General features: G+C 51.5%; 17 protein-coding genes and 2 pseudogenes. 15 read left to right on the top strand and 4 right to left on the bottom strand.

Annotated features, from left to right (window positions below; all coding sequences use genetic code 11):
- Positions 1-426, top strand: coding sequence for a TonB system transport protein ExbD (gene exbD / locus SBG_RS14245; protein ID WP_001251473.1), 426 nt, complete (start codon positions 1-3; stop codon positions 424-426).
- A 120-nt stretch (positions 427-546) separates the two neighbouring features.
- Here exbD and SBG_RS14240 read toward each other — a convergent pair whose 3' ends face one another.
- The 3 genes from SBG_RS14240 to SBG_RS14230 form a co-directional block, all read right to left on the bottom strand.
- Positions 547-1,431, bottom strand: coding sequence for an SDR family oxidoreductase (locus SBG_RS14240; protein ID WP_000080831.1), 885 nt, complete (start codon positions 1,429-1,431; stop codon positions 547-549).
- Between the two features lie 123 nt (positions 1,432-1,554).
- Positions 1,555-1,959: a hypothetical protein gene (locus tag SBG_RS14235; protein ID WP_000665648.1), complete on the bottom strand. Its 405-nt coding sequence runs from the start codon at positions 1,957-1,959 to the stop codon at positions 1,555-1,557.
- Positions 1,946-2,359 carry a hypothetical protein gene (locus SBG_RS14230; RefSeq protein ID WP_000936439.1) on the bottom strand — a complete coding sequence of 138 codons (414 nt, stop codon included), beginning with the start codon at positions 2,357-2,359 and terminating at the stop codon, positions 1,946-1,948. Before SBG_RS14230 ends, SBG_RS14235 begins: the two co-directional genes overlap by 14 nt.
- A gap of 103 nt (positions 2,360-2,462) precedes the next feature.
- On the opposite strand from SBG_RS14230, the gene SBG_RS14225 reads away from it, so the two are divergent.
- The 14 genes and pseudogenes from SBG_RS14225 to SBG_RS14160 form a co-directional block, all read left to right on the top strand.
- A complete protein-coding gene (locus SBG_RS14225; protein WP_024135114.1) occupies positions 2,463-2,966 on the top strand; it encodes an ESA_00282 family adhesion-associated protein in 504 nt (167 codons plus the stop codon).
- Between the two features lie 70 nt (positions 2,967-3,036).
- Complete coding sequence (locus SBG_RS14220) at positions 3,037-3,531, top strand: TIGR00645 family protein (protein WP_000439339.1); 495 nt, start codon at positions 3,037-3,039, stop codon at positions 3,529-3,531.
- Positions 3,532-3,832: 301 nt separating this feature from the next.
- Positions 3,833-5,476, top strand: a complete 1,644-nt coding sequence (locus tag SBG_RS14215; protein WP_001238441.1) for a methyl-accepting chemotaxis protein — start codon at positions 3,833-3,835, stop codon at positions 5,474-5,476.
- Positions 5,477-5,559: 83 nt separating this feature from the next.
- Complete coding sequence (locus tag SBG_RS14210) at positions 5,560-5,847, top strand: DUF2623 family protein (protein ID WP_001059143.1); 288 nt, start codon at positions 5,560-5,562, stop codon at positions 5,845-5,847.
- 189 nt (positions 5,848-6,036) lie between these two features.
- A complete protein-coding gene (gene hybO / locus SBG_RS14205) occupies positions 6,037-7,155 on the top strand; it encodes a hydrogenase 2 small subunit (protein WP_000145426.1) in 1,119 nt (372 codons plus the stop codon).
- Positions 7,156-7,157: 2 nt separating this feature from the next.
- Positions 7,158-8,144, top strand: a complete 987-nt coding sequence (hybA, locus tag SBG_RS14200; RefSeq protein WP_001081713.1) for a hydrogenase 2 operon protein HybA — start codon at positions 7,158-7,160, stop codon at positions 8,142-8,144.
- A complete protein-coding gene (gene hybB / locus SBG_RS14195) occupies positions 8,134-9,312 on the top strand; it encodes a Ni/Fe-hydrogenase cytochrome b subunit (RefSeq protein WP_000017675.1) in 1,179 nt (392 codons plus the stop codon). Before hybA ends, hybB begins: the two co-directional genes overlap by 11 nt.
- Positions 9,309-11,012: a hydrogenase 2 large subunit gene (hybC, locus tag SBG_RS14190; RefSeq protein WP_000083035.1), complete on the top strand. Its 1,704-nt coding sequence runs from the start codon at positions 9,309-9,311 to the stop codon at positions 11,010-11,012. Before hybB ends, hybC begins: the two co-directional genes overlap by 4 nt.
- Positions 11,012-11,506: a HyaD/HybD family hydrogenase maturation endopeptidase gene (locus SBG_RS14185; protein ID WP_001221959.1), complete on the top strand. Its 495-nt coding sequence runs from the start codon at positions 11,012-11,014 to the stop codon at positions 11,504-11,506. The genes hybC and SBG_RS14185 overlap by 1 nt, the downstream gene beginning before the upstream one ends.
- Positions 11,499-11,987, top strand: a complete 489-nt coding sequence (gene hybE / locus SBG_RS14180; protein ID WP_000004952.1) for a hydrogenase-2 assembly chaperone — start codon at positions 11,499-11,501, stop codon at positions 11,985-11,987. The genes SBG_RS14185 and hybE overlap by 8 nt, the downstream gene beginning before the upstream one ends.
- On the top strand, positions 11,980-12,321 hold the full coding sequence (hypA, locus tag SBG_RS14175) for a hydrogenase maturation nickel metallochaperone HypA (protein ID WP_000544945.1): 342 nt from the start codon (positions 11,980-11,982) through the stop codon (positions 12,319-12,321). Before hybE ends, hypA begins: the two co-directional genes overlap by 8 nt.
- 27 nt (positions 12,322-12,348) lie before the next feature.
- Positions 12,349-12,597 (top strand): hydrogenase maturation factor HybG, encoded by a 249-nt coding sequence (gene hybG / locus SBG_RS14170; protein ID WP_000334891.1) that lies wholly within the window; start codon positions 12,349-12,351, stop codon positions 12,595-12,597.
- 75 nt (positions 12,598-12,672) lie between these two features.
- Positions 12,673-13,147: pseudogene (locus tag SBG_RS22040) on the top strand (hypothetical protein).
- A pseudogene (locus SBG_RS14160) lies at positions 13,147-13,266 on the top strand (molybdenum ABC transporter substrate-binding protein); the annotation flags it as partial. The pseudogenes SBG_RS22040 and SBG_RS14160, both read left to right, overlap by 1 nt.
- A gap of 56 nt (positions 13,267-13,322) precedes the next feature.
- Here SBG_RS14160 and yghU read toward each other — a convergent pair.
- Positions 13,323-14,189 carry a glutathione-dependent disulfide-bond oxidoreductase gene (gene yghU / locus SBG_RS14155; RefSeq protein WP_000774845.1) on the bottom strand — a complete coding sequence of 289 codons (867 nt, stop codon included), beginning with the start codon at positions 14,187-14,189 and terminating at the stop codon, positions 13,323-13,325.
- Positions 14,190-14,297 lie beyond the last annotated feature (108 nt).

Below are 14,297 nucleotides of genomic sequence, written 5' to 3'. Positions count from 1 at the left end.
ATGGCAATGCGTCTTAACGAGAATCTGGATGACAACGGTGAAATGCATGAAATCAACGTGACGCCGTTTATCGATGTCATGTTGGTTTTGCTGATCATCTTTATGGTGGCCGCACCGTTGGCGACGGTGGACGTCAAGGTGAATCTGCCCGCGTCTACCAGTACGCCGCAACCGCGTCCGGAAAAACCGGTTTATCTGTCAGTTAAGGCGGATAACACCCTGTTTATTGGCAACGAACCGGTAACCGATGACACGATGATTGCCGAGCTAACGGCGCTGACGGAAGGAAAAAAAGATACTACGATTTTCTTCCGCGCGGATAAAACGGTAGATTATGCAACCCTGATGAAAGTCATGGATATGCTGCATCAGGCCGGCTATCTCAAAATTGGCCTGGTCGGTGAAGAGACCGCGAAAGCGAAATGAGGTTGTGGCTGATGGTCTGATGATGTTATAAGCCGGGTAAGGCATAGCCGCCACCCGGCTTTTTTCTTGCCTGATGGCGCTTCGTTATCGGGTTTGCGCCATCTTAGACTACCGAATCCGTTAGCCTAAGTGTTCTCCGCCGCAGACGCCGTGGACTTCTGCAGTAACATAGCTTGATTCCTGACTTGCCAGATAGACATATACTGGTGCCAGCTCCGCCGGCTGGCCGGCCCGCTTCATTGGCGTCTGTTGACCAAACTGGGGAATTTTATCCTGGGTCTGACCGCCGGAAATTTGCAACGCTGTCCAGATAGGGCCAGGGGCGACAATATTCACGCGAATTCCTTTTTCCGCCACCTGTTTCGCCAGACCACGACTGTAATTGAGGATTGCCGCTTTGGTTGCCGCATAGTCCAGAAGATGTGGGCTTGGCTGATATGCCTGGATAGACGAGGTCGTGATAATGCTGGCGCCTTTCGGCAGCAACGGAATCGCTTCCTGGGTTAACCAGAACAGGGCAAAAACGTTCACGGCGAACGTTTGCTGGAACTGCTCGCTGGTGAGATCTTTTATCTCCGGAATGGCCGTTTGTTTACCGGCCACCAACGCCAGAATGTCCAGTCCACCCAACGCCTCACGTGCTTTGTGTACCAGAGAGCGGGCGAAAGACTCGTCGCTGAGATCGCCTGGCAGTAATATTGCTTTACGGCCACATGCCTCAATCAGCGCTTTAACCTGCTGTGCATCTTCTTCTTCCGCTGGCAGGTAGTTGATCGCGACGTCCGCGCCTTCACGCGCGTAAGCGATGGCGGCAGCGCGCCCAATACCTGAGTCGCCCCCTGTCACCAGCGCCTTACGATCTTTAAGGCGACCACTTCCAACATAACTTTTTTCGCCACAGTCAGGCACAGGCGTCATTTTCGCCTGGACGCCGGGCGCCGGCTGTTTCTGCTTAGGATACTCACCGGTGTAATACTGCGTGGTAGGGTCTTGTAGTTGAGACATTGAGCTTCTCCCTTCAGGTTGAACACCCTATAAGCGTAGACGCTTTTACTACCGTAAGAAGGAGAATCAGAACGATCCTGAGGTTTAAGCCATACCAATAGCAGAGTTAACTGGTCGTATCGGTCATTTTTCTTTCAGTGCGACGGTGGCGACATTGCGGGTCTGGTAGCCGCCATCGGAAAGCTTACGGGTCAGGCGTAAGGTTGCTGCCTCGCGCGCCAGCAGATGCTGCCAGTCGCTTTCAAGACGCGACATTATTTTATCTCGTAACTCAGGCCGTTGTTCGATAATCGCATTGATGGTTGCGCCATAAATTTCCTCTTTGACCTGTAACGTATAAATCTCTCGTCGATTTTGCCACTTCAGACGAACTAACGCCGCCGGTATGGAGACAACCTCTTGTGTTACTTTTTCCAGTGTGGCATTTTTACTGGCGATTAATGCCGCAAGATTTTCCTTTAAGATAAATTCATCGCTTTTATAGTCATCTAAAGCCAAATAAACGTTATTATCTTCAACCTCTTTCATCGTCTGCATCTTCCAGTGAATAAAATAACGGGGTAGTAGTCTCTCGCGTAATTAAATTAAGCCAAATAGCATTACCCTTTTCATTTACCATCGTGGTCTTTTCTGCCACTATTTTACTTAGCATTTGGGCATCAATGTCGCCTTCGGCCTGAAGCGCATTAATAAGACGGGCAAACGTTTCAATTTTAGCCACACAAAACAGGCGTTCTTTAATGTGGCGGTCGCGTTCTTCAAATAACACATTTCTGGGTTGCCCGGCAGCGTTAGTGCTAATTAAAATATCTGGCTCGTAATCGCTGAGAGTTATCTTTCCCTGAGTCAAATTTTCACTATTTCCTTCGGCTTCAGGATACGGTGTTGACAGATGAAAATGAGAGGAAACCAGATGCTCAGGAAGCATGGGTAAATATCCTTTACGATCAGTGGCATACTATTTTTGATAGTGTGGGTTTCGTTGACAATATCATGGTGTAATTTTAAAATCAAAAAAAATGGAGCCTGCTATGAACAGTGTTTTTTATTCTGTTATTACATTGCTATTGCTTACCGGTGCGGTACTCTTTTTGATGTGGGAAGTTAATAAAAAACGTCCAGCCAGAGAAATGGTTAATTTAAAGCAAACTGAGCCGATGACCAGAGAAGAGGGGGAAGATCATTTTGCGGTGTTAATGAATTCAATAACACCGATATGGTACTGGCGTGTTAACCATGAATATATCGATTTTCTTCATGCAACGATAAAGCGAATGACGATGACGGAATTGAACGAAACGCCTGGATTATTTGACGCTCAGCGGCGTTGCAGCGATCTTAACTCTGCGGTCTATAAGTATTACGACAATATTAAGAAGCGTTGTCTGAACGGTGAGAAAGTGCCATATTCAGACTTAGATGTGCTTAATTTGCGTCAGTGTTTCCGGGAGTTTAGTCTTGAAGCCTACCCGGCGCTGGTGGGGTTGGTGTGGCCAGAATACCAGCGTCCCCTGGTTAAACCCGATGAGATTTAAATGACATGTTGATCTGATGTTGCATGGTTGGGATATACTGTTGTTGGTTTTAGTTATCTGACAGGTCCCTATGGAACGCTTTCTTGAAAACGTAATGTATGCCTCTCGCTGGCTGCTTGCCCCGGTGTATTTTGGCCTCTCTTTAGCGCTGATCGCTTTGGCGTTAAAGTTTTTCCAGGAAATTTTACACGTTTTGCCGAATGTTTTTGCCATGGCGGAAGCCGATCTGATCCTTGTGCTGCTGTCGTTGGTCGATATGACGCTGGTCGGTGGGTTACTGGTGATGGTCATGTTTTCTGGCTATGAGAATTTTGTCTCTCAGTTAGATATTTCCGCGGGTAAGGAAAAATTGAACTGGCTGGGAAAAATGGATGCGACATCGCTAAAAAATAAGGTAGCGGCCTCGATAGTGGCGATCTCTTCCATTCATCTGTTACGCGTGTTCATGGATGCGAAAAATGTCCCGGATAACAAATTGATGTGGTACGTCATTATCCACCTGACCTTTGTACTGTCGGCGTTCGTGATGGGGTATCTTGACAGATTGACGCGACATAACCATTGAGCCATCGTTAACTGTGGCGCAGTCGGGCAAACGTGCTGAGCCCGGCTGCCAAACGTTGTGAGTTTAATGGCTGACATTTGCCCCTTCTGCCTTATGCAATATTCCTGATACGCTATTTGTTCGTCGGGTAATAATACTGGATGTTTTTATTAGCGTTCACAGATATATAACATTCGTGAACATACTAATGCGGGGTTAGTAAAAAAATAGAGAATGCATTATATATTCTCCGCGCCTTGCCGATAACGAAAGTACGTCATCGTCTGATGACTCATCTCTTCTATTCAGCAAGGAAATTCATATGCGTTTGCTGCAAAACTTTACTATCCGTATGGTCATGCTGACGATACTGGGGCTTTTTTGCCTGCTCTGGTCCGGAGTTGGTTTATATAGCGTCCATGCTTTATCCGAAGTCTCGGAAGGAAATGATATTGACCGACATCTTGTGCGGCAAATGACCGTACTAAGCCAGGGTAACGATCAATATTTCCGCTTTGTCACCCGCCTTAGCCGCGCAATGGATGTCAAAATCAGCGGTGGTACGCCCGATTTTACACCTGCCCGCCAGTCACTCGAGAATATGCGTAAGAAGCTGGAGGAGATGAAAGCGCTTTCGCCAGGCCCGATGAATTCTGATATTTCCATGGCGGTGTTGTCCAATTGGCAAGCGCTGCTGGATAAAGGCGTTATGCCTCAAATGCAACTGGCGCAGCAAGGATCGCTGACTGCCTGGAGCGAACATGCCAGTACAGTCACGCCCGCACTCAGCCGCGCGTTCGGCGCCAGCGCGGAACGGTTTAATCATGAAGCAGGCGGAATGCTGGATAACACCCGGGTGATGGTCGATGGTAAAACCTATACCATCCGCGTCCTGCTAATCACGGCGGTGATTCTGGGCATTGCTATCCTGATTTTCACCGACCGATATCTGGTTGCAATGATGGTGAGACCGCTGGATCGGATCCGCCAACAGTTTCACCAGATCGCGCAGGGCGATCTTAGCCAGCCGATTGAAGCTTTGGGGCGTAACTGCGTAGGCCGGCTGGTACCGCTACTGCGCGCAATGCAGGACAGTTTGCGGGAGGCGGTAAGTACGATTCGCGCCGGAAGCGATAATATCTGGCGCGGCGCAACGGAAATTTCTACCGGTAATAACGATCTCTCTTCACGAACGGAAGAACAGGCCGCCGCGCTGGAGGAGACCGCCGCCAGCATGGAACAGCTTACCGCGACGGTGAAACTGAACGCCGACCACGCACGCCAGGCCAGTCAGCTTGCGGATGCCGCCTCGGTAACGGCAGGAAAAGGTGGTGAACTGGTTTCCGACGTTGTTGAAACAATGGAGGGGATATCCGCCAGCTCACAGCAGATCGCTGAAATTACTAACGTCATTAATAGTATTGCTTTCCAGACCAATATTCTGGCGCTGAACGCGGCGGTAGAGGCGGCCAGGGCAGGCGAACAGGGACGCGGCTTCGCGGTCGTCGCTGGTGAGGTACGTAACCTGGCCAGCCGCAGCGCGGGCGCGGCAAAAGAAATTGAAGCGTTAATTGGCGAATCGGTACGCCGTGTAGAGCAGGGCGCGCAGCTGGTCAAAGAGACCGGAGCGACGATGGACGCCATTCTGCGTGGTGTCACGGAAGTGACGACGATAATGAAACAGATAGCGTCCGCCTCCGAAGAGCAGAGTAAAGGTATCTCACAGGTGGGCGTGGCGATCACGCAAATGGATAGCGTTACACAACAAAACGCCGCGCTGGTCGAGCAGGTTTCCGCGGCGGCGGCGGCGCTGGAACGACAAACGGAAGCGTTGCAACGTTCCGTGCAGCAGTTCCGGCTTTCCGCTGATGAACCGCAACAGAGTACAACAGCGACAGCGGCGCCTGGTGCTCAGCGCGCTGCGTTAGTGCCTACACAAGCTAACGACGACTGGGTGGCTTTCTGATGTAATGTAAAAAGTGCGTAACGCGCTGGCCTTCGTTTAATTAGTCGCTATATAATTTTATATATAGCGACTGAGGAGGTCAGATGAATAATCATTTTGGGAAAGGGCTAATGGCCGGATTAAACGCGCCATACGCCTATAGCGCACATAATGTGGTGAATTTCTGTTCCGATTATAAACGAGGCTTTGTATTAGGTTTTACGCACCGCATGTTTGAAAGAACTGGCGACCGTCAACTTAGTGCGTGGGAGGCCGGTATTCTTACGCGTCGCTATGGTCTGGATAAAGAAATGGTGATGGATTTCTTTAAAGAGAATCATTCCGGAATGGCGGTTCGCTTTTTTATGGCTGGTTATCGACTCGAAGGTTGATCCAACAGGGGTATTATCTTGCTTTAATTAATTACACTATCTCCTCTTCCCTTCGCTTTACTGTTTTGCCGAAGTATCATGGTGTGCATAACCATAAAAAAAGTGTGGTAAATGGCGCACCGATCGCAATAACGTTTTCGCGAACAGTGCAAAATAAACGCCAGGTCTTCGTAACGGAATAACTATAAAATGACTGGAGATAATACTCTCATCACTTCTCACGGCATTAATCGCCGTGATTTCATGAAGCTTTGTGCAGCACTGGCTGCTACTATGGGGCTCAGTAGCAAAGCCGCCGCAGAAATGGCAGAGTCGGTATCCAATCCACAGCGTCCTCCCGTTATCTGGATTGGCGCGCAGGAATGTACCGGTTGTACCGAATCACTGCTTCGTGCTACACACCCCACCGTTGAAAACCTCGTTCTGGAGACTATCTCTCTGGAATACCATGAGGTGCTTTCCGCTGCTTTTGGCCATCAGGTCGAAGAAAACAAACATAACGCTCTGGAGAAGTACAAAGGGCAATATGTTCTGGTGGTGGATGGTTCTATCCCATTAAAAGATAACGGTATTTATTGTATGGTTGCCGGCGAGCCGATCGTGGATCACATCCGCAAAGCTGCTGACGGCGCCGCCGCGATTATCGCTATCGGTTCCTGCTCTGCATGGGGCGGCGTTGCCGCGGCTGGCGACAACCCAACCGGTGCTGTAAGTCTGCAGGAAGTGCTGCCGGGCAAAACGGTTATCAATATTCCAGGCTGCCCGCCAAACCCACATAACTTCCTGGCGACCGTGGCACATATCATCACTTACGGTACGCCGCCGAAGCTGGATGCGAAAAATCGTCCAACATTTGCCTATGGTCGTCTAATCCATGAGCATTGTGAACGTCGTCCGCACTTCGACGCAGGCCGTTTTGCCAAAGAGTTTGGCGACGAAGGCCACCGTCAGGGCTGGTGTCTCTATCACCTTGGCTGTAAAGGACCGGAAACCTGGGGCAATTGCTCTACGTTGCAATTCTGCGACGTCGGTGGTGTCTGGCCTGTGGCGATCGGTCATCCTTGCTATGGCTGTAACGAAGAAGGCATCGGGTTCCATAAAGGCATTCATCAACTGGCGCATGTCGAAAACCAAACTCCGCGTTCCGAGAAGCCTGACGTCAATATGAAAGAAGGCGGTCATGTTTCTGCGGGGGCCATTGGTCTGCTTGGTGGTGTGGTTGGTCTGGTTGCCGGTGTCAGCGTGATGGCGGTACGTGAACTGGGGCGTCAGCAAAAGAAAGATAACGCTGACTCACGGGGAGAATAACCGTGAACAGACGTGACTTTATTAAAGCAGCCTCTGGTGGAGCATTGCTGTTGGGCGCTGCGCCGTCCGTCAGCCATGCGGCTGCAGAAAACCGTCCACCGATTCCTGGTGCGCTGGGGATGCTGTATGACTCCACGCTGTGTGTAGGTTGCCAGGCCTGCGTCACAAAATGTCAGGATATCAACTTCCCGGCGCGTAATCCGCAAGGGGAGCAGACCTGGTCAAACAACGACAAGCTGTCTCCGTATACCAATAACATCATTCAGGTATGGCACAGCGGCACGGGCGTGAACAAAGATCAGGAAGAGAACGGCTACGCATACATCAAGAAGCAGTGCATGCATTGCGTCGATCCTAACTGTGTCTCCGTTTGTCCGGTCTCCGCGCTAAAGAAAGACCCGAAAACCGGCATTGTTCATTACGACAAAGACGTGTGTACCGGTTGCCGTTACTGCATGGTCGCCTGTCCGTACAACGTACCGAAGTACGACTACAACAATCCGTTTGGCGCACTGCACAAATGTGAACTGTGTAACCAGAAGGGTGTTGAACGTCTGGACAAAGGCGGGTTGCCGGGCTGTGTGGAAGTCTGTCCTGCCGGAGCGGTTATTTTTGGTACTCGTGAAGAGCTGATGGCTGAGGCGAAAAAACGTCTTGCGCTGAAGCCTGGCAGCGAATACCACTATCCGCGTCAGACGCTGAAAACCAATGACACCTATTTGCATACGGTGCCGAAGTACTATCCGCATCTTTATGGTGAAAAAGAGGGCGGGGGTACCCAGGTGCTGGTACTGACAGGTGTGCCTTACGAAGATTTGGATTTGCCGAAACTGGACGATCTGTCAACCGGTGCGCGTTCCGAACATGTTCAACACTCCCTGTACAAGGGCATGATACTACCCCTGGCTGCGCTGGCGGGCTTAACCGTGTTGGTTCGTCGTAACACTAAAAACGACCATCACGATGGAGGAGACGATCATGAGTCATGATCCTAAACCGCTGGGCGGCAAAATCATCAGTAAACCGGTCATCATCTTCGGGCCGTTAATCGTCCTGTGTATGATTCTTATCGTGAAACGTCTGGTCTTCGGATTGGGCTCCGTGTCCGACCTGAACGGTGGTTTCCCGTGGGGGGTGTGGATTGCCTTTGACCTGCTTATCGGCACCGGCTTTGCCTGTGGTGGTTGGGCATTGGCATGGGCAGTGTATGTCTTTAACCGCGGTCAGTATCATCCACTGGTGCGCCCGGCGCTGCTGGCGAGTCTGTTCGGTTACTCACTCGGTGGTCTTTCCATCACCATTGACGTCGGCCGTTACTGGAACCTGCCGTACTTCTACATTCCGGGTCACTTCAACGTGAACTCGGTTCTGTTTGAGACGGCGGTCTGTATGACTATCTATATCGGTATTATGGTGCTGGAATTTGCGCCTGCCGTGCTGGAACGTCTGGGCTGGAAGGTTTCCCTCAAGCGTCTGAACAACGTGATGTTCTTTATTATCGCCATCGGCGCGCTGCTGCCGACGATGCACCAGTCTTCAATGGGGTCATTGATGATTTCTGCGGGCTATAAAGTTCATCCGCTCTGGCAGGCCTATGAAATGCTGCCGCTGTTCTCGGTGCTCACCGCCTTCATTATGGGCTTCTCGATCGTTATTTTTGAAGGGTCATTGGTTCAGGCTGGCCTGCGGGGTAACGGTCCGGATGAGAAAAGCCTGTTCGTGAAGTTAACGAACACCATTAGCGTATTGCTGGCCATTTTTGTTGTCCTGCGCTTTGGCGAGCTTATCTACCGCGACAAACTGTCTTACGCGTTTGCCGGCGATCTGTACTCCGTCATGTTCTGGATTGAAGTTGTGCTGATGCTCTTCCCGCTGATTGTGCTGCGTGTGACGACGCTGCGTAATGATTCGCGGATGCTGTATCTGTCTGCATTAAGCGCGCTACTGGGCTGCGCAACCTGGCGTCTGTCTTATTCGCTGGTGGCATTCAATCCTGGTGGTGGCTACCACTACTTCCCGACCTGGGAAGAATTGTTGATTTCTATTGGTTTTGTGGCTATTGAGATTTGTGCATACATCGTACTCATTCGTCTACTGCCGATACTTCCTCCTTTAAAACAAAACGATCATAATCGTCATGAGGCGAGCAAAGCATGAGCCAGAGAATTACTATTGATCCGGTAACCCGTATTGAGGGACATTTACGCATTGACTGCGAAATTGAGAACGGCGTCGTATCCAAAGCATGGGCATCCGGCACCATGTGGCGCGGTATGGAAGAGATCGTAAAGAACCGCGATCCGCGCGATGCGTGGATGATTGTGCAGCGTATTTGTGGCGTTTGTACGACGACTCACGCCATCTCTTCCGTTCGTGCGGCGGAAAGTGCGCTAAATATCGATGTTCCCGTCAACGCGCAGTATATCCGTAACATTATTCTGGCGGCGCATACCACTCATGACCACATTGTCCATTTCTATCAGCTTTCCGCGCTGGACTGGGTGGATATTACCTCTGCGTTGAAAGCCGATCCGGCAAAAGCCTCCGCGATGCTGGATGGCGTGTCGAACTGGCACCTGAACAGCGCGCAAGAGTTCACCAAAGTTCAGAACAAGATCAAAGATCTTGTCGCCAGCGGCCAGTTGGGTATTTTTGCCAATGGTTACTGGGGGCACCCGGCAATGCAGTTACCGCCGGAGGTCAATCTGATTGCGGTCGCCCACTATTTGCAGGCGCTGGAATGCCAGCGTGATGCTAACCGCGTCGTGGCATTGTTGGGCGGTAAATCGCCGCATATCCAGAACCTGGCGGTTGGCGGGGTCGCGAACCCGATCAATCTTGACAGCATCGGTACGCTGAACCTTGAACGCCTGATGTACATCAAATCGTTTATCGATAAGCTGAGCGATTTTGTCGAGCAGGTGTATAAAGTGGATACCGCAGTGATCGCGGCGTATTATCCGGAGTGGCTGGAGCGCGGTAAAGGCGCGGTGAACTATCTGAGCGCGCCGGAATTCCCGACCGACGGTAAAAACGGCAGTTTCCTGTTCCCTGGTGGCTATATCACCAACGCGGATCTGTCGACCTATCGTCCGATCACCTCTCACTCCGATGAGTTCCTGATTAAAGGTATTCAGGAGAGCGCAAAACACGCCTGGTATAAAGATGAAGCGCCGCAGGCGCCGTGGGAAGGCACCACGATTCCGGCTTACGATGGTTGGTCGGATGACGGTAAATACTCCTGGGTCAAATCCCCGACTTTTTACGGCAAAACGGTGGAAGTGGGTCCGCTGGCGAACATGCTGTGTAAACTGGCCGCTGGTCGTGAGTCCACGCAAACCAAGCTGAATGAAATTATTGCGCTTTATCAGAAATTGACCGGCAAAACGCTGGAAATGGCACAACTTCATTCGACACTGGGCCGTATTATTGGACGTACCGTTCACTGTTGTGAACTGCAAAACGTATTGCAGGATCAATACAATGCGCTGATTGTGAATATCGGCAAAGGCGACTACACCACGTTTGTGAAGCCGAATATTCCGGCAACGGGCGAGTTTAAGGGGGTGGGTTTCCTTGAGGCGCCGCGCGGTATGCTATCTCACTGGATGGTGATCAAAGATGGCATTATCAGTAACTACCAGGCAGTGGTGCCTTCGACCTGGAACTCGGGGCCGCGCAACTTTAACGATGACGTGGGGCCGTACGAACAGTCATTGGTCGGTACGCCGATCGCCGATCCGGCGAAGCCGCTGGAAGTGGTACGTACGATCCACTCCTTCGACCCTTGCATGGCGTGTGCGGTACACGTTGTGGACGCCGATGGAAACGAAGTCGTCTCGGTGAAGGTTTTGTAATGCGGATATTAGTCTTAGGGGTCGGCAATATTTTGCTGACCGATGAAGCCATCGGGGTGCGTATTGTTGAAGCGTTAGAACAGCGATACACCCTGCCGGATTTCGTTGAGATTCTGGATGGCGGCACGGCAGGGATGGAACTTCTTGGCGATATGGCGAATCGGGATCATTTGATCATTGCTGACGCTATCGTGTCGAAAAAGAACGCGCCGGGAACCATTATGGTACTGCGCGACGATGAAGTTCCGGCGCTGTTTACCAACAAAATCTCCCCGCATCAGCTTGGGCTGGCCGACGTGTTGTCGGCCCTCCGTTTTACCGGCGAGTTCCCGAAGAAACTGACCCTGGTCGGTGTTATTCCACAGTCGTTGGAGCCGCACATCGGCCTGACACCAACCATAGAAGCGATGATTGAACCTGCGCTTGAGCAGGTCCTTGCTGCGTTGCGTGAATCCGGCGTGGAAGCGATTCCTAAGGAGACGGCGCATGTCTGAAACGTTTTCCGGATTCGACACGGCGCCCGTCGCCCGGGTTCAGGCGGCGTTTGAAGAGATAGCCCATCGTTCGATGCACGATCTTTCGTTTCTGCATCCGACTATGCCAGTGCATGTCTCTGATTTTACGTTGTTTGAAGGACAATGGACGGGCACGGTAATTACGCCGTGGATGCTAAGCGCGTTAATCTTCCCTGGCCCGGACCAGATCTGGCCCGGGCGTACCGTCGGTGAAAAACTCGGTCTGCAACTGCCTTACGGCACAATGACCTTTACCGTTGGCGAACTGGAAGGCGTTTCGCAATATCTTGCCTGCTCGTTGATGTCGCCGCTTTCCCGTAGCCTGTCGCCGGAAGAGGGCGTTCGGCTGGCGGATGACTGCGCGCGAATGCTGTTATCCCTGCCGGTAAGTAATCCTGATGCGCCGCAGACAAGCCGGCGTGCGTTGCTGTTTGGCCGTCGGAGCGGTGAGAATGCATGAACTGTCTCTTTGCCAAAGCGCCGTTGAAATTATCCAGCAGCAGGCAGAACAGCACGGTGTGGCGCGCGTCACCGGCGTATGGCTGGAGATTGGCGCGCTTTCATGCGTTGAAGAGCGTGCGGTTCGTTTTAGCTTTGACATCGCCTGCCAGGGGACATTAGCGCAAGGGTGCGAGCTGCACATTGACTACAGGCCGGCTCAGGCCTGGTGCTGGGATTGCAGTCAGGTAGTGGAAATTCTCAGGCATGACGCGCAGTGCCCGCATTGTCATGGCGATCGTTTGCGGGTGGATACCGGCGATTCGTTGAAAGTAAAAAGTATTGAGGTCGAATAACCCGCATTTTATTTCAGGTGGTTAATTATGTGTATTGGCGTCCCCGGTCAGGTGCTGGCCGTCGGAGATGATATTCACCAGCTTGCGCAGGTGGAAGTGTGTGGCATCAAACGTGATGTCAATATTGCTCTGATTTGTGAAGGTAAACCCGCCGAGCTGGTGGGGCAATGGGTATTGGTACATGTTGGTTTTGCGATGAGCATCATTGACGAAGATGAAGCGAAAGCCACGCTGGATGCTCTACGTCGCATGGAGTATGACATCACCAGCGCCTGATTCAGCCATCGCCGCTATTATGTCGCACTGTAATCGTTGTGTAATTTATTACATATCGATTATGAGGCGAAACCTATGCATAAGTCCTTGCGCCAGCTCCCCCTGCTGGCGTTGCTTTTTTGCTGTCCGTTAATAACACAGGCGGCGCGCACTTTTACCGATCAAATTGGCCGCCAGGTCACGGTTCCGGATACCGTCGACAGAGTGGTGGTGCTCCAGCATCAAACGCGCAATCTCCTTGTACAGATGAATGCCACTGACAAAATCGTTGGGGTTATGGCGAACTGGAAACAACAATTCAAAGGTCGCCAATGAGATCCTGCTAAGTCCCTAGTGGCAGGTCATTGACGCAGTGAAGCATCATCGGGTTTACCTGATGCCGGATTACGCCAAAGCCTGGGGATACCCGATGCCGGAGGCGGTAGGAATTGGTGAACTGTGGATGGCGAAAAAACTTTATCCGGAAAAATTCCGCGATATCGACATGCAAAAATTCGCTAACGACTGGTATCAGCGTTTTTACCGTACCCATTATCAGGGCATGCAATGATGCGAATCCTGGCTGCTGGAAGTTTACGTGCCGTCTGGCCACGGCTAATGGCAGAGTTTCAGGCGGATGCCGTATGTGAATTCGGCCCGGCGGGACTGTTACGTGAGCGCATCGAAGCGTCATCAGGGAATACCATGCCGGATGATGACATGAATACCTCATCCGGCATCATGGTTTAACGTTGACGTTTATCTTCGGTATTGTTTTCGAAGTCGCTGGCGTTATGGCGCTCATGAAGTTGTTCGTTCAGCGGCCCGTTAGTGCGGTTGACGATTCGCCCCCGTTTTACCGCTGGACGCTCAGCGATTTGTTTCGCCCAGCGTTGCACGTTTTGATAACTTCCGGCATCCAGGAATTCCGCTGCGTCATAGACATTCCCCAACACCACGTTGCCAAACCACGGCCAGACAGCCATATCGGCAATGGTGTACTCTTCCCCAGCGACATATGGGTTATGGGCTAACTGCTTGTCCAGAACATCCAGCAGACGCTTGGCTTCCATGGTGAAGCGATTAATAGCGTACTCAATTTTCACCGGGGCATAATGATAGAAGTGACCGAAACCGCCGCCGAGGAACGGCGCCGCGCCCTGTAGCCAGAACAGCCAGTTAAGGGTTTCAGTACGCTTAGCCATATCCTGCGGCAGGAAATAGCCAAATTTCTCCGCCAGATAGACAAGAATCGCGCCTGATTCAAAAACCCGAATCGGCGGATTTTGTGAGTGATCGCGCAGCGCCGGGATTTTTGAATTCGGATTGGCCTCAACAAAGCCGCTGGAAAACTGATCGCCCTCACCGATGCGAATCAACCAGGCATCATATTCGGCGCCGGTGACGCCCTGCGCCAGAAGTTCCTCCAGCATAATGGTCACTTTCTGACCGTTTGGCGTTCCCAGCGAATAGAGCTGTAGCGGGTGATTGCCGACGGGTAGCATTTTATCGTGCGTCGGGCCGGAAAACGGGCGGTTGATGTTAGCGAACGCGCCGCCGCCGGACTTATCCCACGTCCAGACTTTTGCGGGGTGGTAAGTATTGTCTGCCATGTTGACCTGCCTTCTGAGTGGTGGTGTTGAAGCAGTGTAGCAGTTCGCAAACCGGACATTTAACCGATCAGGGCATTCCGCCGAGTGAAATTTTAACCTTCGGGCGTC

The organism is Salmonella bongori NCTC 12419, from assembly GCF_000252995.1.
In the GTDB taxonomy this organism is placed as follows: Bacteria; Pseudomonadota; Gammaproteobacteria; order Enterobacterales; family Enterobacteriaceae; genus Salmonella; species Salmonella bongori.
This window is presented reverse-complemented; position numbering and strand designations above follow the sequence as displayed.